Here is a 23,712-nt window from a genome sequence, read left to right on the forward strand (position 1 = left end):
TTCTTTTGTGGAAGGATTTTTTATTTACATTCGCGCTTATAAATTATGTTTTCTAAAGCTAAAAAGTTAGGCTATCTATCTCCCTTAAATTCAGGAAAAAAATAGCCTAACTAAATTCTATTTCACCGTTGCTGTTTTTTTAATTGTATCGCTAAAAACATTTCTACTGCTGCGACAACTAAAAAGATAATTTGTAAAATAAATACATAGCCGATAATCAGTAACTGTACAATCATCCAAACTGCGAGCACGGCCGCTGCTGCGAACATGACTTCTTTCGTTCGTGGTAATTTTTTCAGCAAATAAATGAGTGCTGCTAAATGGAATAATCCAACAAATACGAATAAAAATATGCCTGGTACTAAATAATCCACGAACGGTGAACCATCAAGTAATCCAGTTGAAAGAGATAGCAAACCACCACTTGGCATGAAAACCATGGATAATCCACCATAAATTGCTCCTATTGCTGTAAAACCAACTATTACAATACTACTTATACGTGTCCAGTTCATGGCGTTCTCCTAGTCGTTTTTCTAGTAGTATACCACGAAAACTTTCATTCTGCCGTTTTTCTTCGTTTTATTTTTTTGATTAAATCGATCAATACGAAAACCGCAATACCGCATGCGACAACTGTAGTGAGATACCAAGCTGGACCGGATTCTGCGCGTACTCCTAGCCAATAAGTCACTGTTTTCGGGTTAAAAAATGCAAAGCAAATTGCACAAAATGCAATAATTCGACCAATAATGGAATTTTCTCTCATAGCAAGTGCATCTCCTTTTCTTTTATTATAACAAGGAATAAGAAATGATAACTTAGCTTTTCGGTCCCAAAATTGTTTTTCATCTGACAAGTTTTGGTTTTTTTACACAAAAAAACTACGACAAGAGAATTTCTTGTCATAGCCTCACAGTTATTTATTAACAATGTTTAGTTGTTGCTCATTAACGAGTGGATAAATAGCTAGTTCTTTGCTCTCTAAATCCTCTTGGTGCATATCCACACCAGTAATTTGACTGTTTCCATATGTTCTATAATAATAAATTCCTTTATCGATATTGCAACATGAGGAATAAATGGTATGCTCGTATTTTCCCCCACCAACATCACACAGACCTTTTTGTTGTTCCACCGAGCCTAAAATATGGAAAAATTGGCTAATGCTCTCTGATTCAGAATCACCTGAAACAGAATTCAATTTGGTAAAAGTTGCTTTCACAAAACGAGACATAGAAGATAAATCGCCAGGTAAGCCGATTCCGCCCATCCCACGACTATAAGCATCCAAATCAATCTCGTTGGAAAAATTATTTTCTGGAGTTTCACTCGAAAGAACGCGATAATTGTTTAAATTAAATAGTTGGTAATCAAATGTTGGATTATTTGTTAACACGCCAACAGGATTATCATAAATGTGAAGTCCATCTTTCACACATTCCACTACAATAGATTCGTTTTGATCAGCCATCAACCAATGTAAAGGAGATAGCGGCAAATTTTCACTAAAGCTAATATTCACGAGATTGATTCTCTGAAGTAATCTTCTTGCTTCTTTTACAGTAGCGCATTGACCAAGAATCCACGGAATAAATTCAAATGGCGTTACATTGTCCTTACCTTCTGCAAAATCCTTGTAATCCGCATTTCCTGAGAAATTGAGTCCTGCCATACTAAGGCCTTTTTCATTGGTAGCATCGTAATACAACGGGTAGTTTTCCATCACAGCAGCAATACCAATAAGTGCATAATGCTTCTCTATATCCTCTACCTTGCGAAAATGGAACGGGTAATTTTTCGGCGTAACAACCACAACTTCTTTGTAAGAAAGTTCATAATCGAAATTCCTTCCAAAATAGTGATCCTTCGTTGTATAAGTTATTGACGTACACATTAAAAATCCCTCCTCAAATTTTTCACCATACATGTATACCAGTACCCTCGGACTTTTGTGTAAAACATAATTTGTGGTTTTTTTCACAAAAAATGGCCAATTTATTACCTCATACAAGATGATTTGGCTCTGATAAAAATTTTTTAAAGTATACTCCTCTATTAACTTCTTGAAAATATTCTGCTATAAAATCATAATAAAAAAGATCCCTGGAAAATCCAGAGATCTTTTAAAAATGTCAGCTGATGTTAACCTTACATCATGCCGCCCATGCCACCCATTCCCATATCAGGAACAGCTGCTGGGCCGTTTTCGTCTGGTTTGTCTGCTACGACTGCTTCTGTAGTTAATAGAAGTGCAGCAACAGATGATGCGTTTTGTAGTGCGGAACGTGTTACTTTTGTTGGATCCACAATACCAGCGTCAATCATGTTTACCCATTCGCCATTAGCTGCGTTGAAACCAACGCCAACTGCTTCGTGTTTCAAGCGTTCAACGATAACCGAACCTTCAAGTCCAGCGTTATGCGCGATTTGGCGAACTGGTTCTTCTAGGGAACGAAGCACGATGTTGATACCAGTTTCTACGTCACCTTCTGCTTCTAGTGCTGCTACTTTATTGTAAATACTTACAAGAGCAGTACCACCACCAGCTACGATACCTTCTTCTACAGCTGCGCGAGTAGAGTTAAGCGCATCTTCAATACGTAATTTACGTTCTTTTAGCTCTGTTTCAGTTGCAGCGCCGACTTTGACAACAGCTACCCCACCTGCAAGTTTTGCCAAACGTTCTTGTAATTTTTCTCTATCAAATTCAGAAGTAGTTTCTTCCATTTGCGCACGGATTTGGTTTACGCGAGCGCTAATTTGTGTGGAATCGCCTGCTCCTTCTACGATTGTTGTATCATCTTTTGTTACAACTACTTTGTTCGCTGTTCCAAGTTGATCAACTGTTGCTGTTTTTAGTTCTAAGCCTAGGTCTTCTGTGATGACTTGTCCGCCTGTTAAAATAGCAATATCTTCTAGCATTGCTTTACGACGATCACCAAAACCAGGAGCTTTCACGGCTACTACGTTGAATGTTCCGCGAAGTTTGTTTAGTACAAGAGTTGCTTGAGCTTCCCCTTCAACATCTTCCGCAATGATTAACATTGGACGACCTTGTTGAACAACTTGTTCTAAAACTGGTAAGATTTCTTGGATGTTGTTGATTTTTTTGTCTGTAATTAAAATATATGGTTTTTCAAGAACTGCTTCCATTTTGTCGGAATCAGTTACCATGTATGGGCTAGTGTAGCCACGGTCAAATTGCATACCTTCTACTACATCTAATTCTGTTGCAAAGCCTTTGGATTCTTCAATAGTGATAACGCCGTCGTTACCAACACGTTCCATTGCTTCTGCGATTAATTTACCAACTTCTTCATCACCAGAAGAAATAGCAGCAACTTGAGCGATAGACTCTTTGCTTTCAATTGGTTTAGAGATAGCTTTTAATTCTTCGATAGCTGTTGCTACGGCTTTTTCGATACCGCGGCGAACGCCTACTGGATTTGCTCCAGCTGTTACGTTTTTCAAGCCTTCTTGAATCATTGCTTGCGCTAAAACGGTAGCTGTTGTAGTTCCGTCCCCAGCAACATCATTGGTTTTAGAAGCAACTTCAGATACAAGTTTTGCTCCCATATTTTCAAATGGGTCTTCTAATTCGATTTCTTTTGCAATCGTTACCCCATCATTTGTAATTAACGGAGAACCGAATTTTTTTTCTAAAACAACATTACGACCTTTTGGGCCAAGTGTTACTTTTACTGCGTTTGCTAATTGGTCGACACCACGTAACATGGCACGACGAGCATCTTCACTAAATTTAATATCTTTTGCCATTTTATATTTCCCTCCGATTATTTCTTTTTTTAATTATTTAGTAATTGCTAAAATGTCACTTTCACGTAAAATCAGATAGTCAGTTCCTTCATACGTCACTTCTGTTCCAGAGTATTTTGCGAAGATAACCGTGTCACCTTCTGCAACTTCAAGTGGTTCTTTTGTGCCGTTATCTAGCACACGACCTGAACCGACTGCAACAATTTTCCCTGATTGCGGTTTTTCTTTGGCAGAGTCTGGTAATACAATCCCACTCGCTGTTTTTTCCTCTGCTTCAAGTACTTCAATTACAACACGATCTCCTAATGGTTTTAACAATGTAAATGACCTCCTCTGATATAATTACTTTTTTCATTTTAGCACTCGACACATTAGAGTGCTAATACAGTTATTATGATACCAAACTGAATAAAAAATGCAAGCAAAAACGTTTAAAAAAATAGAAGAATTCTTATTTGCGGTAAAGCTTCATAACGAGTACAATAAGAAGAGCTATTTCCGCTTATTTGAAGCAATTTAGCCAATGTTTTTTATAGAAAGGATGCGTATTTTTTGGCTAAGCGTTATATTACGATTGTTTTAGTTTATTTATTATTACTATTTTCTGCATCTGTTGGGATTCCGATTGTTCAACATATTTTACTAAGTACAACATCACTTTCAGCAGAGAGCGCCGCATCTTATGGAATGGTTATTTGGTCGATATTCTCTAATCTTTTATCACTTGCAATTATTATTCCGATGCTTTACAGAAAACCAAAAGAAAATAAAATCGAAATCGGTGAAAAAACAAAACCGCTTCTAAGTATTGTGTGGATTGTCGGAGGAGTCATTGGCTTATATGTGGCACAAATTATTTGTAGTGTTATTATTACGATGATTTCAGGGGAGTTAAGTAATTCTGCCAATACGGAGTTACTTGTTGATTTGACTAAAGCTGCACCTATTTTCTTGATCTTTATTTCTATTTTGGGACCGATTTTGGAAGAACTTGTCTTTCGAAAAGTGATTTTTGGTGGGCTAAGTAATGTGACGAATATTCATGTGGCCGCAGTTATTAGTTCGCTTTTCTTTGGATTACTTCACGGAGATATTTCTTTCTTACTTACTTATTTTGTCATCGGACTAATTCTTTGTTTCCTTTATACGAAAACAAAACGGATTGTTGTTTCGATGGGTGCCCATATTTTAATGAATACGATTGTTTTGCTTTTGAGTCTTGGAATTATTGGGGGATAATATGAAAAATTCATTAATAAAGCAAAGTTTTTTATATTTTGCACTTGGTCTTGTATTTGTATATTTTGTTGTTGTTCGTGTGGCTGATTATGGTTATGATGTGCTTGCATGTATACTAATTATCATGACATTAATGGATTTTGGTATTGGCATCGGTCTGATTATCACTGGACTTAAAAGACGTAAAAAAAACCTGTAGAAAGTAAGTGTTGCTTACCTTCTACAGGTTTTTTTATTCTGTTTTCGCTGGATAATTTTCCAGGAAATAGATTAACGTTTGTAATTCGGTAGTAAGATCGATATGGTGCACACGAACTTGTTTCGGAACACTGATACGAGCTGGTGTAAAGTTTAGAATACCTTTTACATCTGCTTCAATTAAACGATCTACCGTTACTTGTGCTTCGTCAGCTGGAACTGTCAGAATAACTACTTCCACACCGTTTTCACGAACAATTTCTTCCATATCATTCAAATGATAGATTGGAATATCTTGTTGAACACTACCTACTTTCGCTGGATCTACATCAAATGCAGCAACGATTTTGATATTATTATTTTTCATGAAATTATAATGTAATAATGCTGTACCTAGGTTACCTACACCGATTAGTGCAACATTTGTCTGTTTGTCCTGGCTAAGTGTTTTGCTGAAAAAGTCGAGTATGTAAGAAACGTTATACCCGTATCCTTTCTTACCTAATGCGCCAAAGTACGAAAAATCACGTCGAATAGTCGCTGAATCAACTTTCACCGCTTCACTTAATTCCGCAGATGATACTCGTTCCTTACCTGACTCATCTAAGTATTTCAAGTAACGATGATATAATGGTAAGCGTTTTGCTGTCGCTTGTGGAATTTTAGTTGTTTCCTCCATCATGCCTTCTGTCCCTTCTTCTTTTAATTTTTTCTGAAGTTGAAGCTATTGTGAACTGTACTTCCTTTCACATGCTTGCTTATATACTATAAACATTTCACAAGGAATGCACAAACTTTTTGCTCATATCTTTCAAGTAAGGTTTTGTCCCGCAAAATATCCGGTACAGTCCTCTTTTTATATTCTACGCTAAAATCACAAATAATGCGAGTGTTTTCACAATCTTTTTTATTCAAGCTGTCTTGGCTATCTCATTGCGATTACTTAGCTTTTAAGATAAACTAGTAGGGAGAACGTTCGAGGAGAGAGATTATGATATTATTACAAGTTCAGCAAATTTCTAAATTCTTCGGTGCAGAAGTTATTTTAGATAATATTAAATTAGAAGTTAAAACAGGTGACCGAATCGCTCTAGTTGGGCGAAATGGTGCAGGAAAATCCACTTTACTTAAAATTATCGCCGGCAAAATGAGTTATGATGGCGGAACTATTTCCAAACCAAAAAGTGTGGAAATTGGCTATTTGGCTCAAAATACCGGGCTAGAATCTTCTAAAACCATTTGGGATGAAATGCTTAGTGTATTCGATTCACTGCGCAGAATGGAAGCTGATTTGCGCAAAATGGAGCTTCGTCTCGGTGAACCGGAACTCTATAATGATCCAGAAAAATACCAAGCACTGATGACGGATTATGATACGTTACAACATACTTTTAAAGAAAGTGGCGGCTATACTTACGAAGCAGAAATCCGTTCTGTTTTAAATGGATTGCGTTTTTATCCAGAAGATTATGAAGTAGAAATCGCTTCTCTAAGTGGTGGCCAAAAAACGCGGCTTGCTTTAGCCAAATTACTGCTTGCTAAACAAGATATTCTTGTTCTTGATGAGCCCACCAACCATTTAGATATCGAAACACTAGCGTGGCTCGAGACCTATTTACAAAATTATCATGGTTCGTTACTCATCGTATCCCATGACCGCTACTTCCTTGATAAAGTCGTGAATCAAGTATACGAAATCAGCCGAACCAAAATTGATCACTACAAAGGAAATTACAGTTCATTCGTTAATCAAAAACAAGCGAAACTAGAACAAATGTGGAAAGAGTTCGATAAACAACAAAAACAGATTGCCAAACTAGAAGATTTTGTTGCTAGAAATATTGTCCGCGCATCGACAACAAAACGAGCTCAGAGTAGAAGAAAACAATTAGAAAAAATGGATGTGCTTGGTCGCCCGCAAGGTGATGAAAAAGCAGCGCATTTTGGTTTCCAATTTGAAAAACAAACAGGTAAAGATGTTTTAATGGTAGATCAGCTAAGCATTGGTTACGCAAAAGATAAGCGCATTGCTTCCAACCTAACGTTCGAAATGAAACGCCAAGATAGTCTCGCGCTCGTTGGTCCAAACGGAATCGGCAAATCAACTCTACTTAAAACGCTTATTCGTGATATCCCAGCTTTAAGTGGCGAATTCCACTTCGGTGCTGGCGTGAAAATTGGCTACTACGATCAAGAACAAGCCAAACTGACATCCAACAAAACTGTTTTAATGGAGCTATGGGATGATTATCCAGAGTTGAATGAAGTAAACGTTCGTACAACACTTGGTAATTTCCTTTTTTCAGATGATGATGTATTAAAAAATGTCCAGTCTTTAAGTGGTGGCGAAAAAGCGCGACTTGCCCTTGCTAAGCTCACTTTACTTGAAGCCAATGTCCTTATTCTCGATGAACCGACCAACCATTTAGATATTGAAAGTAAAGAAGTTTTAGAAGCAGCTTTAATTGATTTTGAAGGCACGATTCTCTTCGTTTCCCATGACCGCTATTTTATTAACCGAATTGCTTCTAAAATCGTCGAACTAGCGCCCGAAAAAGCGACCGTTTTCCTAGGAGATTACGATTATTATCAAGAAAAATTAGCAGAAGAAAAAGAACTGGCACGACTTGATGCCGAGGATCGACGCAAAAAAGGCGAACAAGTGGAAGCGACCTCCTCTGTTCGAAAATTAAACTATCAAGAAGAAAAAGAACAACAAAAACTTCTTCGCCAAAGAAAACGCAAACTAGAAGAAGTAGAAAAATCCATGGAAGCAACGGACAAAAAGATTGCCGAGCTTGAACTTCAATTAACGAACCCAGAAGTTTTCCAAGACCATGAAAAAGCCCTTGAAATCACTCAAGAGCTAGACGCCGTAAAAGCTGACGGAGAGAAATTAATGGAAGAATGGGAACAAATAAGCGAAGAACTGGAATCCATGTAATCTGCATAAAAAAAGGAGCAAACAATGAAAAAGATTTTAATTATTTCTAGTTCGATTATCGTTGGTTTACTTGTCATTATTACTATTTGCGCAAGTTTTTACTTGTATAGTTATGCTTTAGCTCGTGACAATTCCAGCATGAATGACACTGCAACAACAGACGAAACCACTGCCACAGCCAAACTAGCAAAGAAAAACCGGGAAGAAAATGTGGCTTGGATGGAAAAGCAAAATCTCACGCAATGGACAGAAACCTCAGCAGACGATTTGAAACTTGTTGCTACTTATTTAGCAGCAGATAAACCATCTAACACAACCATCATTTTAGCCCACGGTTATCGCGGTAAAAGCGGTAAAGTCGAAATGGCAGGTCTCGCTCGAATGTATCATGAAAAATTTGGTTACAACGTTTTAATGCCTGATGCTAGAGCGCACGGCAAAAGCGAAGGTGAAAATATTGGATTTGGTTGGCCTGAACGCAAAGATTATGTGCAGTGGATTGACCAAGTAATCGACAAAAATGGTACGGACACTCAAATCGCACTACATGGCGTGTCCATGGGTAGCTCCACTGTCCTTATGACAAGCGGCGAAAAACTACCAAAACAAGTAAAAAGTATTATCGCTGATTGCGGCTATACATCGATGGACGCCGAACTTTCGTATCAACTAAAAGCCATGTTCCACTTACCGAAATTCCCAATAATCCCAACAGCTAGTCTGATTAATAAATTCAAAGAAGGTTTCTTTTTCAGCGAAGCAAGTGCGGTTGATGCGGTCGCTAAAACAGACGTACCCATTTTTTACATCCACGGTGATGCTGATGCTTTCGTCCCTACAAATATGGTAGACGAACTCTATAAAGCTACCAATAGCTATAAAGAAAAATGGATTGTCAAAGGAGCAGAACACGGTCAAGCATTCACGGTAGATCCAAAGACATACGAAGAAAAAGTACGCCAATTTTTAAATAAAACGATGTAAAAAGCAGTTATCCTCTAGGAACTAGATACTATCTGTTAGGAAGGAAAAAATTGGCAAGTAATAAGTAAATGTGTTACTATATAAATGAAAAGAGAGCCATGCGACAACATGACTCTCTCGCAAACACCATTTAAGATGGTGACAGCCTTTTATATGATTTATTTAAAAACCACTAGCTGTCAGGCTTATGAGTGGTTTTTATTTTTTGTCATTTTTGCTGTTCATGATTGTTACGACTAAGACTGCAAAAGCAATCATCAGCGTAAGACTCTCGAAAACAGTCACACGTTTATCCTTTCCAGGTAACGCCTAAAAAACAACATAAACACCACCTACTTTCTGGATGAAAAAGGCTGGTGCACCACCATAAACTTATTTGCATCACAATTATAGCATGCAAGTATCTTTAGAAAAAGAGTTGACGCGAAAGTTGTATTTTAGAGGCATAACCAGAAAATTGAGCTAATAAAAATAGACTGCAGCGAAAGTAATAGTTCACTTTCACTGCAGTCCGAAGCGTGCGGAACGAAAAATCGCGCGCTTTTTATATATCTTCCAGCAATAATCCCGGATTCGCATTCATATCAAAACCACTACGTTTTCCTTGTAAGAAACTCACAGTCCCTGCAGCAGCAATCATTGCCGCATTGTCTCCGCATAAGGCTAATGGTGGAATAATCAGTTCTGTCTCTGGAAGCTCTAGTTTTACTTCTTGAATAAGGCGTTCTCGTAAACCTTGGTTCGCTGCCACGCCTCCCGCAAGAAGCAGTTGTTTCACATCGTATTGTTTAGCAGCACGAATCGTTTTGCTTACTAAAACATCCACAACGCTTGCTTGAAAACTCGCCGCCATATCGTTTGGATTTGGCTCCTCACCACGCTGCCTTAAATTATGAAGCGTGTTAATAAAGGAAGACTTCAATCCACTAAAACTAAAATCAAACGAACCCTCATCCATCATCGCTCTTGGGAAATGAAAAGTATCTTCGCCGTCTTTGGCAAGTTTATCAATTTGCACGCCGCCTGGGTATGCGAGACCAAGTGTACGTGCCACTTTATCATAAGCTTCACCAGCTGCATCGTCCCTTGTCTCCCCGATAATTTCAAACTCATTATCTGCTTTCATTAAAACTAGTTCAGTATGACCGCCGCTGACAACTAATGAAAGTAGCGGAAATTTGAATTCAGTTTCAAAACGATTTGCATAAATATGGCCAGCAATATGATGCACGCCAACTAAAGGTAAATTGTGCATAAAAGCGAGCGTTTTAGCCGCATTCACACCGATAAGCAGCGCACCAACTAGACCTGGACCTTCTGTCACAGCTATCCCGTCTAAATCATCCATCGTCACATTTGCTTGTTTTAAAGCTTCTTCAATCACAAGCGTAATTTGCTCCACATGATGTCTTGATGCGATTTCAGGAACTACCCCGCCAAATCGTTTATGGCTCTCAATTTGAGAAGCCACCACACTCGATATAATTTCATTACCATTTTTTACAACAGAAGCAGCTGTTTCATCGCAGCTAGATTCTATTCCAAGAATTAATGTATTTTTTTTCATAAGTCCACCCACATCACTAGCGCGTCTTCTTTCGTATCCGGATAATAGTTTTTCCGAATGGCGCCGTCTTGAAATCCTAATTTCTTATAAAGCCCTTGTGCTACATCGTTGGATACGCGAACTTCTAACGTCATCCGAACAATACCGCGCTCTTTCGCAACCCGAATCATTTCCCGCAAAAGCGCCTCACCATAATGATTCCCTTGATAATCTGGATGAATCGCAATATTCGTAATATGTCCTTCATCTAAAACGAGCCAAACACCCGCATAACCTACTACTTGTTCCTTATATATCGCAAGTAAATAATAGGCGTATTGGTTAATAATAAATTCATTCCGAAAAGCTGCTTCCGTCCAAGGTACCGTGAATGCTGCATTTTCGACATTCATAATACTTTTCAAGTCAGTCACGGTTGCTTCCCGAAATAATAAGGCTTCATCCAAACTCACTCGGAACCCCTCGATTCCAACCATTTGCTCTCCGCTTCTGCCAGTTTTAAATAATCAGGAACAAAGTTGTCTGCCGGTTCTCCGTCTAAATTCTCTGCCAGTTTTACAAGAGAACTAGCTCGTGAGTAAGTATAATCTGCCTGCGCAAAAACCGCCCGCTCACCGAGGACTTCCGTCACAGTCACACAAATTTGTTCTGTTAAGGTTCCGACAAATAAAATGGGCTCCTCGCTAGACAGGAATTGTTCTAGTAATTCAGTTAACGCAATATGTCCGTCCGCGATAACACTCTGCATTTCACCTTCGCTTGCTTGATAAACGCCCGCATATACATTACTACGGCGCGCATCCATCAACGCGACCACTTTTCCAGGAAAGTACAAACCATTCTCTGCTAAAAGTGCCAAAGAGGAAATCCCGACAATCGGAATCCCTGCATCCCAAGCCATTGTTTTCGCAACTGTTACACCAATACGAAGCCCGGTATAAGACCCTGGACCTTTTGCTACAGCAATCTTTTCTAAGTCAGTAGGTTTTACTCCACATTCTTCCATCAAAACAGCAATCGCTGGAAGCAACCGCACACTATGATTTTTTTTCAAATTCGTTGTATATTCGCCGATAACGACACCTTCATTAAAAAGCGCTATCGCCATCGTATCGGAAGACGTATCCATCCCAAGTATCATTTCCCAAAAACCTCCATTGCAAGTTGCTCATATCTTTCTCCAACTGGCTTCACAACCAATTTACGCGTATTCTCATCTATATGAAAAAGCTGAATTTCCAAGTATTCTTCTGGCAAATCTTCGCGAACAAACTGCGCCCACTCAACCACGCTTACACCTGCTCCGTAGAAATACTCCTCCAAACCAAGTTCATCAGCCGAAGCATCTTCCAAACGGTACACGTCCATATGATAAAGTGGCAAGCGTCCTTTCTTATATTCACGAATGATTGTAAATGTCGGACTTTTAATCATTTGCGGAATCAAAAGACCTTCACCGAGACCTTTGGTAAAAGTAGTTTTACCCGCGCCGAGATCACCTTCAAGCAAAATCACATCTCCAGCTGTCAATTGTTCACCAAGTTGTTTTGCGCGAAGCCTTGTCTCTCTTTCACTTGTCATTATCAATTCGAATTCCATTACCTCACCCGTCCATCATTTTCTCTACATATCATACCACAAAGCCGCGCCAAAATAAAAATCAAAAAAACGCAACGACCTAAGTCGCTGCGTCTTTCGATTGATTAATAATTAGTTCCACTTATATCCATTCCGCCATACATTTTTGCTGTTACATCTGTGATGATTTTATTTAGCTCTTCGCTAGAAATAACTTCATCTTTTGTAGGAAAATCTTCAATTGGAACAAATTCTTCTGCTTTTGTTTTCACCGTAAAGCTAATAGACTCAGGAGCGCTCGCATCAGATTTATCTTCTATTTTTGTTTGAAGAGTAAGTGTATCTAAGCTGTTCTCTTTTCCTGATTTTACAGTAAGTTTATTATTAATTAAGTACGTTTTATTTTCTTTTAATTCTTTCGCAGCATCTGTTAAACTCGATTTCATTTCTGTATACGTGGAATCAAAATCTGTTACTGCATCTGAACCTTGGCTTTCTGCAATAACTTTAAGATCTGCTTTTACTTTTTCATCATCCATTAATTTAGCTACTTGGTTCATCAAGTTCGCGATATCGGCGTTTTTAATCGTAACGCTAACAGTACCATCATCCGCTTCTTTAAAACGATCTTTTTCTAAGCCCGTGAAATAAGTATCAACTAATTTTATCGCTTTTTTGTTTAAATCTTTCGTCGCTGCTTCAATTTCTTTCGTATCTACAGCTGTTTTTGCCTCTGGTTGATCTGTTAATGAACTGGTTAATTCTTCAGTACTAAGATATTTATTTTTTAGATCAGGGTAGTCGGTGTTAATTTTAGACCACATACCACCAGTCGCTTGATCTAAATAACTAAGTAAAGAAGCATCTGGCTCTACAATGGTTTTAAGTGGAATATAGGCATTTCCCGTTTTACTATCTACTAAAAAATCTAAATCCATTGAAATTGGTAGTAAGTTATTCGTTGATGTTACATTGAATTTTGCTTCTGATTTGTTTGCTTTCTTGTCAGTTGATGTTGTTACAGAAAGCTTAATGTCTTTTAAAATCCCCATCGTTTGAGCACTTGGGTCGGTGCTTGAAACATTGATATCATTTACAGCAAATGAAGTTGTATATGTAGATTGATCAGGTACATTCATCCCATTTTTCATTGTTTGAACAAATTTACCTTGTGGTGTTTTTGCTGCTTTTTCTTCCGCGCTTTCCCCACAAGCGCTAATTACTAATACTAAAGCTAACAAAATTGATAATAAAATCCCTTTTTTCATGATTCTCCTCCTAGGTGATTAATACATTAAAATTAACACACTCTAAGGTCTGAAAACAAGAGAATTTACAATAGTTCATTAGTCTGACACAAATTCCTATAAAAAAAGCGTTCCTTTTAGAAAGGCACGCTCGCTTTTATTTTGGAGTCACTTTTAAAGATGTAGCATTTTCAGATACTTTTCCAGGGGCGGGTGAAGTAATATTTGAACCTTGTGGAAATACAGCTCTAACAGTATCTTCCTCTTTGATATCAGCAAGTTTCATTGCTTTTCCAGTGGTCGCATTTGTTACGGCAGTATTGCTACTCACTGTAATCAAGACTTCACTTGCGTAATTGTTTTTTTCACCACTCCACGTTAATGTCCCATTGACTGTCAACTCATTATTATTCTCTAACAAACTAGTATCCGTTACTGTTCCGTCAAGGACTAAAGCAGGCACTTCTGCTTGATTACAACCCGCTAAAAATAGTACCACTAGTAAAACCGGCAATATTACCTTTTTAAAACCTGTCATCGCTCTCTCTCGTCCTCTCTGAAGCTTATCGTTCTTTCTAGCATAGCATTTAGCAGAAATACAGGCAATTGTTTTCTTGTTTCTTAAACAATTCTTATACACCAAGCATCAAACCGAGAAAAGCAGCTATTAAGCCAAACACATAGGTACAACCTAGATAAGAAAATAATACACGATAATTCGTCTTCCATTTTAATTCCATACTTTCCACTTTAAACGTAGAAAAAGTCGTATATCCTCCCATAAATCCTGTACCTAAAAAAAGTTGCCAAACCGGTCCAAGAGCAGAGGAAACAAGAAAACCTAATAAAAATGAACCAGTAATATTAATAAAAAAAGTCGCAAAAGGAAAGTTTGTTTTCCATTTACTTTTGACCAATACAGAAATTCCATATCGTAGCATCGCACCAAGAGCCGCTCCAAATCCTACAAGTACGAAATTAACTAACACGATGCTCACCTCGATTCAAAAGCTTATTGCTAAGCATCCGCCCAAACTTCACCATAATAAGCCCACCAATGAAACTAGCTAACACATAGCTAACCGCAAATAACCATGCGCCACTTTGCACTAGTTGAATTGTGTCTACACTAAAAGCCGAGAAAGTCGTAAACGCGCCAATAAAACCAGTCCCAATCCCGTTCAAAATTACCAATGAAATACGAGATTTTTCTGCCAAAAATTGCATAAGAAAAGCCAACAAAAAACAACCTATTAAATTAACTGCTAATGTCGCAGAAGGAAAATCCCCGCCACCAAGCCACAAGTTCATTGCATATCGGCACATACCACCTAATGCGCCAAAAACCCCTACATATAAAAAATACATCTCCAAGACCCCACTTCACAAAAAAACTACCCTGAAATATTTGTATTCCGGGCAGTCGCCTTTGTCCTATTTCTACTATACTATAACGCAAAACATTCCAATTATTCAACTCACTGGAAGTCGAAGGATGGTCTTCATTTTTTCTGGGTCCACTTTACGCGGATCACTCAAATAAATTTCGTGGTGTTTACGAACAGCCCCTGTATCATTATGAAGTCCTTCTGTTTCCATGAATTGGTGCATTTCCGCGACCGTTTTCACTTCTTCACTAAAAGGACCAATATGCATCATCTGCACACATTCTCCTTCTTCAAAACGAACCAATTTTACGTGACTCGTATCAAGATCAGGCTTTTTCTTCTTAGCAACCTCTTTCGCCCATTCCAACACTTCTTCGGTGACAAAGTCCGGTTGTCTAAGAATGGATGTCCAAAGCCACGCATCTCTATCCTTTAAATCAAACCTCTCTTCAGACCACCAAAAACCTTCCAGCGGCGGTACAACAAAATCCGTGTAACCATCCAGACGCGTCTCGCCCATCTTGCTCATTTTAATCGTGTACGCAATCGCATAAAGAGACTGCACTGCTTTTTGATACGCCTCACCGTCCGGATCACCTTTCCCATCCACCATCAAAAAATTCATTTCCGGAACAAAAATACGCTCTGGCTTCCTTTTAGGAGCGTAGAATTTCTTCTCTTCTTTTTTAAAATCAATTTTCTTTTCAGTCATTTGAATTCCTCCTCGTTCATCCAATTCGGCACTATCCTTTGAAAATTATCGTGACTAGCGACCGTCTTTGCTGCATAATCCATCAACTTTTTAAAATTACGAGATTCATTTTTTGCTGCCCAATTAACAGCCGAAGTAATATGCATCGCCGTGTAAAGCGCGTAAAGATTCCAAAAATCCGTAACTTCTTCTTTATCAATATAGCCTAAAATATTTCCTCGTGCAAAAGGTATACTGACCTCTGTTGTAAAAAAGCCGATTTTAGCTAGATCAAATAAAGGATCGCCGAACTCTAACCGATTAAAATCAATTAGCCCCACAAACTTTTTGTTGTTTAAAATAATATTCGCTGGATGAAAATCTCCATGTTGTAAACAAATCGGTCTATTTTTTAATCTAGCTATATTCTCATTAACAAACTTTTCGGTGTCTGTTAAAAAAAAGCTGTTATTTCTAATTCTTTTAATTCCTTCACTTTTCGTTCAAATTTAACCGTTTGAAAATCCAACCAGTTCATTTTTGGTATAGCAAGCGGGATTTTATGAACTTCTCGTAAAATTCCCCCTGCTGAAAAACCAGCTTTTAACTGTTCTGAATGAGATAAACGGGTCATGCCAATTTCTGCGTCTTCGCCTCGCAAATAACTAATAATCATATAGCCTTCTCTTTCGATAAAGCCGAAATCATATGCTTTTGGAACAAATGGAGTTTGAGAATCTAATGCTTGGATTATTTTAAACTCTTGCTCCCTTTCTTGAAGTAAATCTATAGGAAAAACACGAACAAGGTAAGTTTCATCCACCTGGTATTTCCTATCAACAGAAAAGCCTTTGTTTATTTCCGAAATCACTTTCGCATTATGCAACATTTTTAGTTGTGTCACATCCATAATCAGCTCTCCTCCTATAAATTCACTATTCTTCATTATACAAGAATACGCTTACTTTTTTCCAATTATCTTCGTAGAATTTGTTGACAAAATAACAGAATCAATATTATAATTAGTTTTGCTACGCATACGCGGTCGTGGCGGAATCGGCAGACGCGCTAGGTTGAGGGCCTAGTGGGGTAAAACCCGTGGAGGTTCAAGTCCTCTCGGCCGCATCAATAAAAAAATTCCAAGGTTAGAAGCTAACCTTGGAATTTTTTTGTATTTTTAATATCTTCTATAAACAAATAACCCGCTAGCTACGACAATAAGCAATCCTATAAAAATTGTTGAGCTATTTGAACTATCGCCCGTTTGTGGTAGAGCAGTAATTTTTGTCGTTTCTCCACTTACCTTCACCACTGTACTTCCCTTTGTTGGAGTCGGTTTTTTAGGTACCATTATTTTATTATCACTAAAAGTAATATTAATAGTTTTTTGAGGGTTAAATGGTATCGTTACGCGAATTTCTTTGGTTGATTTTTCATAGCCAGGTGGTGCTGTTGCTTCCGTTATGACATAAGTTCCGGGTTGTAAGTTTTCAGCAAGAGCATAACCTTTACTATTTGTAGTTACTTTTTTTAATGTCGTTCCATCTGTTGACTTTACGTCGAAAACGGCATTTGCTAGACCTTTTTTATTCGCTTCATCTTGTTTAAAAATAGTAATTGATCCTGTTTTCTCAACGTTTTGAAAAGTGAGTTTGACAGGATTTGTATCGCCGTACGTGATAGTGAATGTTTTTGGTGTTGGGTTCTTCTGATAACCAAGAGGTGCTGTAACTTCGGTTGCTGTATACTTCCCTGGTGGCAGCCCTTCCGCTGTCCCTGTACCATTTTGACCAGTCGTTATTTTCGCCACTTCTGATTGAGAATTATCTTTAATGGCATAAACCGCTCCACTCAGCGCCTTATCTCCTGAAAATTTTTGAATTTCCACTTTACCATTCGTCGTTATTCCCGCATCCATATCAAAATTCTCACTTTTTAAATTAGGTACATTTACTGAAGCTATCCCTGTTTTATCTGGCTTGGAATTAAGCGTCGTATCATTGCCTTGATTTGCTTTTGAAAAAATAAAATCATTATTCGGTAGGGTAAATTTCACTTGATAGTCCCCCGGCAAAACATCTGTGAATAAATAAGAGCCGATATTATTCGTGGTCGCACTTTCTTTAAACACACCATCTTTCGTTAATAAATCTACCTTTACGAAAGGAGCAGGTTCTTCGCTATCTTGTTGAATACCATCCCCATTAAAATCGTACCAAACAACATCGCCAATTTTTGCGCCATTTACATTAATATACAACTGAATATCATCCAAAAAATTTCCGCTGGTAAGTGAGCCACTTGCTGTTGAAATAGGATTGAAAGTTAGCCTTGTGATAGTCTGTCCTTCAGGCACTATATAATTCCCTTCAAAACTCCCCCATGTTTCTCCATCAGAAACTCGCGACACTTCGGTTTGACTTTCTGGTGAGCCAATAAGTAAATCAGCCGTGTCTACCCCCATGCGCCCCCGGTGTGAGAACTTCCAAGTTAAATTGGAACCTGGGATTGTCCGAATGTCTTGATAAACTGGACCAATACCATCCGAGTTTAATTCAATAAAATTGTTTCCAGAAAAAGCAGGCACATTGTATCCATTACCATTTTGCCATACTTCAATATTCCCAGTTGGATTAGTTGTTCCCCAGGCCTCTACACCTTTTTGATTTACTTGCCAAACATTTGTCGTACCAGCATCTACACCATAATCCTCGATATCAACATCTTCAAAATCATTATTTTTAATGGCCCATTTTAATTGCCAACCATTTGAAGATGTTGGAGAAGCTTGCACTTTTTCAGAAGTGCTCCCAATAATAAGTAAGACAATTAGAATAAACAAACTACCTATTAATTTTTTTTGCATGCTTTCTCCCCCTTTTTCGCCCTAAACCTAACACCTTTAATTACCCGCAAAAAAGCAAAAGAAAACAGCCAGTATAACAACTAGCTGTTTCTAATATTAAGACAAAATATCGTATGCCATTTTATATTTCGTTGATTTGGCGAAATGTTTACTTGCATGCTTTTTCACTCGTTCAATTAATGCTGGATCATTTGATGCGTTAATTTTTTTCAGTAATTGTATCATTTTCTTTTCATAACTTACTTGCTCATCCTGTTGATATAAAAGCAATATTTCGGTGTATTCCATAAAGTAATTCAGTTCTTGTACTCGCTCAACTACTGTATTCATCAGCCCCATTAATGAAGTTGCTTCTTCAACAAAACCTTTTTCCGCAAAAATAACCATCAGTTCTGTTATAACTAGGTAATCGTTGTTGTTAAAGCTTATATTAGTCGTTTTGTAGGCCATTATTTCTTTATACAAACAGGTTATTTTTTCATAAAATAGCGTCTCATTTCCCTCAATATTTTCAATTTCTGCCATTTTTAACTGAACGACGAAATAATAGATTTTTTTAGCTTCTGGATATTTGGAAAAGTACTTTTGTGCTTGTTTAAATCTGTATTTTGCCTCACCAATAAAGCCAATTTGAAAATAAATGTAACCGTAGAAATAAAGAATAGAGACAAAACGTTCCTGCTCTTCATCCTTTATTAAATCCCACGCTTGCTGGATATGTCCAAGTGCGGGTTCATAAATACTTTGGCAAATATAATTAATGCAGATGCACACATGAAAAACAGTGAGAAAATTTTTATTATCAGTGAGAGCAACACACTTTTCCCAGTACTCCACTGCTAATTGATAATTACACGTTGCATGAGAATGTTTTACTGCCTGACCGTAATAATAGTAGGAAAGCAATTGGGGCGGGAAAGCATTTTCCACTCGTTTTTCTGCGTTCTTTAAATATTTAGCTTCCACTTCTTCCGCTCTTGAAAATTTCCAAGTCTTATAATAAAATGCCACCTGTAAACAATAAAAGCTAAGTTCGACAGCTGGTGATTCGTGCTGCAGCTCTACATTTTCCGCTATTTTCTTTAATCTACTTTCTATTTCTTTAGGATTAGAACAAACCAATAGTTTAAAAATCTCATCCAATTCTTTCAAAAGTGCTCTATTCTCTTCATCTTCGCTCATCAATAACACTTCTTCCGGTATTTCTAACCTTCTTGCTATGTGTATCAACGTTTCCAAAGAAGCAACTTTAATACCATTTTCTATATTTGCTAAATAAGGAACAGAGATAATTCCTTGCGCTACGTCTTTTAATGTCAGCTGTTTCTCTTTACGAATATTTTTAATTCGCAAACCGATTAAGTTCATGATGTCACCGCCGTTTTTTCAATATTTTCCTCTTAATTATAAACATTTCGAAATGGAAAACAACTACTTTTTCCAGCTACTTTTTTGCTTTCATTTTTATATTTTCTAAAAAAGCTTGTTAAATTAGCTTTTTTAAACTACTAACCTAAAGCGTTCGCCCTTACATAGAAAACGTTTTAGATCAAAAAAAGCATGATTGCTCTTGGACCTAAAACGTTTTGTTATATTTGCTCCTGTATAGCTATTTTGAAAAAAGCTTCACTAATTTGCCATAATCATCGCTGTGGATTTTTTGTTGTCCGGCATAGGTGAAATAAAAATTTTCCTTTTGAATTCCTAAATTTCACCTAATACCGACATTTTATTACTTCTTAGTTTGCTCCCACATGCAAACTACTCCGTTAATAAAACAACAAGTTTTATAGACTCTATCCCTTATCGAATCTATAAATTTTCTCTACACATTCCCTTTTAAAACCTGTCTACGCAAAAACGGAAACGTAGATTTTCATTTTACCATTCAAATTCAATTAATCTCTAAAAAGGAAAATTCATCTTACTTCCACCTTTTTCAAGTCCATATTTAGTATTAATTTCCTAAAAAGACGAAGATATCATCTATCTTTGTCTCATTTTTATTTAAATAGAATATGTTTTTTCTTCATATAGAATATGATGGATGCTGCTACAATCATTTCTGAAATTGGAATTGCTAGCCAAACGCCCGGGATACCAATGATTGGTGGCAACACTAATAGGAAGATGACCATGAAAATAATCTCACGCGATATCGTTATCCATGTAGCCATTTTTACCTTGTCCGATGTTTGGAAATAGGTCATCATAACAAAGTTGAAGCCCATGAACAGATAAGCTGTATAGAATAATTTGATACCGTTACTTGCTAAATCTTTAATTTCCGGGCTAAAGTTCCCGAACATCGAAACGAGCAAGTTGGAACCGAAGAGACCAACGAGCAAAAAGCCTACTCCAGTGCTGAACGCTACCATAATCGCAATTTTCAACGTTTCTATTTCTTTTTGTCTAGCTTTCGCGCCCCGATAATAACTAATAAGTGGTTGAATCGCGGACCCCATTCCAAGGAACAGCATCAAAATCACACTGTGCGTATAATTGAGTACCGAGAACGCCGCCACACCAGCAGTCCCAGCAATAGCCGCAATCGAAATATTATAACCTAGCGTAAATACAGACACCCCAACTTCCGCTAAAAAGCTCGGTAAGCCAATTGCTAAAGTTTTCTTGAAAAACGCTTTGTTCCAGTCCACTTTGACAAATTTTAAACGACTTGATTTTTTGAAGAAATGGGTAATTAAAATGAGTACACCGATAATGATTGCAATCATCGTAGCAAGCGCAGAACCCGTAACGCCCCATTCGAATACAAATAAGAATAAATAGTTCAAAATAACATTACTGATTGCTGTTACAATAAGCGCAATCATCGATAAATTAGGATCGCCATCGTTACGTACAAAAATACTTAAAATATTTTCTAGTGTAAGCGCAAATCCAAATACGAGCAGGATATTCATATACTCGAGCACATAACCAATCGTATCATCATTCGCACCTAAAAAATAAGCTAATGGTACTTTAAAAATAAACGCTATAATTCCAATAATAACAGTGATTGAAACAACAGCTAGAATCGCATTGGTGAAAATCGTTTGAGCTTTCGCGACATTTTTCTCCCCAATCGCAAAGGAAAACTGAGTCGCAGCACCAATCCCAATCCAAATAGAAATCGCTGTAAAAATCGTAAATACAGGCACCGCTATATTTATGCCAGCCAGCGCCACTCCGCCGAGCTTATGCCCAACAAAAATTCCATCAATCACAATATTTAAAGACATTAACAACATTCCCACTAAGGAAGGAATTAAATATCTAAAGTAAATCTTTTTAACTGAATCTGTTTCTAAAATTTCCATATTTTTTGCCATACTACACCTCTAATTCAAAGCTTTTAGCGTAATTCCTCTCCAGAAAATTTGCCATAAAGCTGTAATTTTCTTTTCCGTTCTTTCTGGGTCGTTCACGTACACAATGTCTACGATAACTGCGTCGAGAATTCCCATATAAGCTTCTTTCATCGTTTCCACATCTTGCATTGGAATTAACTTTTGCTCCATCCAATTGCTAAATAAATTAGTAAATTCATGTTCCATTTGTAGCACATTCTCGGTAATATCTGCTTGGACCACTTCATACAAATGCTTCGGCGGATAAAACCCGTAACGCAACCAAAATTGATAGGCCTCGTCCGTATCGTATAATTCCTTCACACCAAAAAGTAAACTAGACAAAACAAGATCTGGTCTGGATAAATCACTATCCCGAAGTTTTGCCCGGTAGTAATCTATTTCTGTTGATTTCGCGTCCTTCATAATGGATAAAAACAAATCATCTTTATCTTTAAAATGAGAATAGATGGATTGTTTCTTCAGCCCCACAACCCCTGCAATATCAGCAAGCGATGTTCCTTCAAAACCGTTATTAGCAAAAAGTGTCAGTGCAGCTTGTTTGATTTCTTCTTTTCTCATCATTCCACTCCTCTCGCAAAAACTGACGACCGTTCGTAAGTCATTCTCTCACGAAAAAATTTCTTTGTCAACAAAAAAATCCACTCTAATAAAAGAGTGGATTCATGGATTTATTTTTCTTCTAAAAACTCGCTAATCAATTCGTATGTCTCATCGGTCGCTTCTGAGTTAGTTGTCATGAAGCCATGTGGAACTTTTTCAAAGCGTTTGGCAAATACTTCTACGCCGGCGTCTTTTAATTTCTTCGCATATGCTTCCCCTTGATCTCTAAGTGGATCAAATTCAGCAGTCGCAATAAATGTTTTTGGAAGTCCGACTAAATCTTTGCTACGTATTGGTGCAACGAGTGGATCGTATTTACGATCGCTTGCATTCGCAATATATAATTTAAAGAATTTATCTAATGATTCTTTCGTAAGCACGTAGCCTTCTGCAAATTCATCCATTGAAGGATAAAGAACAGACGCATCACGACTGAAAATATCTGTCGCTGGATAAAGTAAAATTTGAGCAGTGATATTTGGTTTACCTTTTGATTTAGCAATTTGAGTCACAACGGTTGCTAAGTTTCCTCCTACGCTATCTCCTGCAACGATAATGTCTGAGGATTTAGCTCGCAAGCTAGTACGATGATTTTGAACCCATAGTAGCGCGGCATAGGCATCTTCCACTGCTGCTGGGAATGGATTTTCTGGAGCAAGTCGGTAATCAACAGTAACAACGCGAGCGCCTGTTGTTTGAACAAGTTTTCTGGCAATCGCGTCATGCGTTTGCAGTCCGCCTAGAACAAATCCGCCACCATGATAGTAAACGATAATTTCAAAAGGTCCGTCTTCTTGCGGCGTATAAATTCTAATTGGAATTTTGCCAGCCGGGCCATCAATTTTTTTATTTTCAACATCGCCAATTTCGATATCTTTTGCTGAAGGTAATGCTTTTGTCGCTAGTCTCATATATTTATATCGCGAATCTACGTCGGATAACGGTGAAGTGTTTTTCACAAATTCCTGTGAAGCTTCATCTAAATTCTCCAGTACCTCGGGATTATATTCTTTTTTCCCAACCGCTTTTTTGTAAATAAAGAAAACGATTAATAATGGAAGTAGAATGATCCCAGCAAAACCGATAGCGATCCATTTTATTGTATTTTTCACATTCGCTCAACTCCTTCAATATAACTTCATTAACAAGTATAGCAGTTTTATGAACAGGAACCAATTTATTACTATTTGAAATGATTATTTTTATTTAAAAATGTATTTTTAAGCATAATTATGAATAATCCAAAATAAAAA

At 37.5% G+C, this 23,712-nt stretch carries 24 protein-coding genes, 1 tRNA gene and 2 pseudogenes; 5 read left to right on the top strand and 22 right to left on the bottom strand.

The window, feature by feature from the left end:
* Window positions 1–122: 122 nt before the first annotated feature.
* The 5 genes from GL301_RS10590 to groES form a co-directional block, all read right to left on the bottom strand.
* A complete protein-coding gene (locus GL301_RS10590) occupies window positions 123–515 on the bottom strand; it encodes a hypothetical protein (RefSeq protein WP_003726500.1) in 393 nt (130 codons plus the stop codon).
* 44 nt (window positions 516–559) lie between these two features.
* Window positions 560–769 carry a hypothetical protein gene (locus tag GL301_RS10595; protein ID WP_003740733.1) on the bottom strand — a complete coding sequence of 70 codons (210 nt, stop codon included), beginning with the start codon at window positions 767–769 and terminating at the stop codon, window positions 560–562.
* Between the two features lie 150 nt (window positions 770–919).
* A complete protein-coding gene (gene bsh / locus GL301_RS10600) occupies window positions 920–1,897 on the bottom strand; it encodes a choloylglycine hydrolase (RefSeq protein ID WP_010959001.1) in 978 nt (325 codons plus the stop codon).
* Window positions 1,898–2,151: 254 nt separating this feature from the next.
* Window positions 2,152–3,780, bottom strand: coding sequence for a chaperonin GroEL (gene groL, locus GL301_RS10605; RefSeq protein WP_003726503.1), 1,629 nt, complete (start codon window positions 3,778–3,780; stop codon window positions 2,152–2,154).
* A 33-nt stretch (window positions 3,781–3,813) separates the two neighbouring features.
* Window positions 3,814–4,098, bottom strand: a complete 285-nt coding sequence (gene groES, locus GL301_RS10610; RefSeq protein ID WP_003726504.1) for a co-chaperone GroES — start codon at window positions 4,096–4,098, stop codon at window positions 3,814–3,816.
* Between the two features lie 234 nt (window positions 4,099–4,332).
* Between groES and GL301_RS10615 the strand changes: the two genes are divergently transcribed.
* The gene (locus tag GL301_RS10615; protein WP_003728317.1) at window positions 4,333–5,019 is read left to right on the top strand and encodes a CPBP family intramembrane glutamic endopeptidase; all 687 of its coding nucleotides are present in this window, start codon (window positions 4,333–4,335) and stop codon (window positions 5,017–5,019) included.
* A gap of 1 nt (window position 5,020) precedes the next feature.
* Window positions 5,021–5,225 (top strand): annotated as a pseudogene (locus tag GL301_RS10620) (DUF4305 domain-containing protein).
* Window positions 5,226–5,251: 26 nt separating this feature from the next.
* Here the strand turns inward: GL301_RS10620 and GL301_RS10625 are convergent.
* Entirely contained in the window at window positions 5,252–5,899 is a 648-nt protein-coding gene (locus tag GL301_RS10625) for a redox-sensing transcriptional repressor Rex (protein ID WP_003722329.1), read from the bottom strand.
* Window positions 5,900–6,208: 309 nt separating this feature from the next.
* Here GL301_RS10625 and GL301_RS10630 point away from each other — a divergent pair, with 309 nt between their 5' ends.
* Together GL301_RS10630 and GL301_RS10635 are read left to right on the top strand one after the other, a co-directional pair.
* The gene (locus tag GL301_RS10630) at window positions 6,209–8,161 is read left to right on the top strand and encodes an ABC-F family ATP-binding cassette domain-containing protein (RefSeq protein WP_010959003.1); all 1,953 of its coding nucleotides are present in this window, start codon (window positions 6,209–6,211) and stop codon (window positions 8,159–8,161) included.
* Window positions 8,162–8,185: 24 nt separating this feature from the next.
* Window positions 8,186–9,145, top strand: a complete 960-nt coding sequence (locus GL301_RS10635; RefSeq protein ID WP_003724502.1) for an alpha/beta hydrolase — start codon at window positions 8,186–8,188, stop codon at window positions 9,143–9,145.
* Between the two features lie 198 nt (window positions 9,146–9,343).
* Here GL301_RS10635 and GL301_RS14470 read toward each other — a convergent pair whose 3' ends face one another.
* The 11 genes and pseudogenes from GL301_RS14470 to GL301_RS10685 form a co-directional block, all read right to left on the bottom strand.
* Entirely contained in the window at window positions 9,344–9,403 is a 60-nt protein-coding gene (locus GL301_RS14470; protein WP_241762112.1) for a hypothetical protein, read from the bottom strand.
* Window positions 9,404–9,689: 286 nt separating this feature from the next.
* Window positions 9,690–10,712, bottom strand: a complete 1,023-nt coding sequence (tsaD, locus tag GL301_RS10640) for a tRNA (adenosine(37)-N6)-threonylcarbamoyltransferase complex transferase subunit TsaD (RefSeq protein WP_003731356.1) — start codon at window positions 10,710–10,712, stop codon at window positions 9,690–9,692.
* The gene (rimI, locus tag GL301_RS10645) at window positions 10,709–11,164 is read right to left on the bottom strand and encodes a ribosomal protein S18-alanine N-acetyltransferase (RefSeq protein ID WP_010959004.1); all 456 of its coding nucleotides are present in this window, start codon (window positions 11,162–11,164) and stop codon (window positions 10,709–10,711) included. The genes tsaD and rimI overlap by 4 nt, the downstream gene beginning before the upstream one ends.
* The gene (gene tsaB / locus GL301_RS10650; RefSeq protein WP_003724505.1) at window positions 11,161–11,853 is read right to left on the bottom strand and encodes a tRNA (adenosine(37)-N6)-threonylcarbamoyltransferase complex dimerization subunit type 1 TsaB; all 693 of its coding nucleotides are present in this window, start codon (window positions 11,851–11,853) and stop codon (window positions 11,161–11,163) included. The genes rimI and tsaB overlap by 4 nt, the downstream gene beginning before the upstream one ends.
* Window positions 11,850–12,311, bottom strand: coding sequence for a tRNA (adenosine(37)-N6)-threonylcarbamoyltransferase complex ATPase subunit type 1 TsaE (gene tsaE, locus GL301_RS10655; protein WP_003724506.1), 462 nt, complete (start codon window positions 12,309–12,311; stop codon window positions 11,850–11,852). Before tsaE ends, tsaB begins: the two co-directional genes overlap by 4 nt.
* 104 nt (window positions 12,312–12,415) lie before the next feature.
* Window positions 12,416–13,561 (bottom strand): Lmo2079 family surface lipoprotein, encoded by a 1,146-nt coding sequence (locus tag GL301_RS10660; RefSeq protein WP_072219545.1) that lies wholly within the window; start codon window positions 13,559–13,561, stop codon window positions 12,416–12,418.
* A gap of 133 nt (window positions 13,562–13,694) precedes the next feature.
* Window positions 13,695–14,075 carry a hypothetical protein gene (locus tag GL301_RS10665; protein WP_003740741.1) on the bottom strand — a complete coding sequence of 127 codons (381 nt, stop codon included), beginning with the start codon at window positions 14,073–14,075 and terminating at the stop codon, window positions 13,695–13,697.
* A 94-nt stretch (window positions 14,076–14,169) separates the two neighbouring features.
* Window positions 14,170–14,526: a fluoride efflux transporter CrcB gene (crcB, locus tag GL301_RS10670; protein ID WP_003724509.1), complete on the bottom strand. Its 357-nt coding sequence runs from the start codon at window positions 14,524–14,526 to the stop codon at window positions 14,170–14,172.
* The gene (gene crcB / locus GL301_RS10675; protein WP_003724510.1) at window positions 14,516–14,905 is read right to left on the bottom strand and encodes a fluoride efflux transporter CrcB; all 390 of its coding nucleotides are present in this window, start codon (window positions 14,903–14,905) and stop codon (window positions 14,516–14,518) included. The genes crcB (GL301_RS10670) and crcB (GL301_RS10675) overlap by 11 nt, the downstream gene beginning before the upstream one ends.
* Window positions 14,906–15,010: 105 nt before the next feature.
* Window positions 15,011–15,637, bottom strand: coding sequence for a GyrI-like domain-containing protein (locus tag GL301_RS10680; RefSeq protein WP_003724511.1), 627 nt, complete (start codon window positions 15,635–15,637; stop codon window positions 15,011–15,013).
* Window positions 15,634–16,526: pseudogene (locus GL301_RS10685) on the bottom strand (aminoglycoside phosphotransferase family protein). Before GL301_RS10685 ends, GL301_RS10680 begins: the two are co-directional and overlap by 4 nt.
* 131 nt (window positions 16,527–16,657) lie before the next feature.
* Between GL301_RS10685 and GL301_RS10690 the strand changes: the two are divergent.
* A tRNA-Leu gene (locus GL301_RS10690) sits at window positions 16,658–16,741 on the top strand.
* 52 nt (window positions 16,742–16,793) lie between these two features.
* On the opposite strand, the gene GL301_RS10695 is transcribed toward GL301_RS10690, so the two are convergent.
* The 5 genes from GL301_RS10695 to GL301_RS10715 form a co-directional block, all read right to left on the bottom strand.
* Complete coding sequence (locus GL301_RS10695) at window positions 16,794–18,482, bottom strand: SpaA isopeptide-forming pilin-related protein (RefSeq protein WP_003731372.1); 1,689 nt, start codon at window positions 18,480–18,482, stop codon at window positions 16,794–16,796.
* Window positions 18,483–18,578: 96 nt separating this feature from the next.
* A complete protein-coding gene (locus GL301_RS10700; RefSeq protein ID WP_003731371.1) occupies window positions 18,579–19,850 on the bottom strand; it encodes a helix-turn-helix domain-containing protein in 1,272 nt (423 codons plus the stop codon).
* A gap of 635 nt (window positions 19,851–20,485) precedes the next feature.
* Window positions 20,486–21,817, bottom strand: coding sequence for a multidrug efflux MATE transporter FepA (gene fepA, locus GL301_RS10705; RefSeq protein ID WP_003728358.1), 1,332 nt, complete (start codon window positions 21,815–21,817; stop codon window positions 20,486–20,488).
* A 9-nt stretch (window positions 21,818–21,826) separates the two neighbouring features.
* Window positions 21,827–22,417, bottom strand: coding sequence for an efflux pump transcriptional regulator FepR (fepR, locus tag GL301_RS10710; protein ID WP_003724516.1), 591 nt, complete (start codon window positions 22,415–22,417; stop codon window positions 21,827–21,829).
* 110 nt (window positions 22,418–22,527) lie between these two features.
* A complete protein-coding gene (locus GL301_RS10715) occupies window positions 22,528–23,571 on the bottom strand; it encodes an alpha/beta hydrolase (protein ID WP_003722346.1) in 1,044 nt (347 codons plus the stop codon).
* Between the last annotated feature and the right edge of the window lie 141 nt (window positions 23,572–23,712).

It is taken from the genome of Listeria sp. LM90SB2 (genome assembly GCF_028867355.1).
GTDB classification, from domain to species: domain Bacteria; phylum Bacillota; class Bacilli; order Lactobacillales; family Listeriaceae; genus Listeria; species Listeria monocytogenes_B.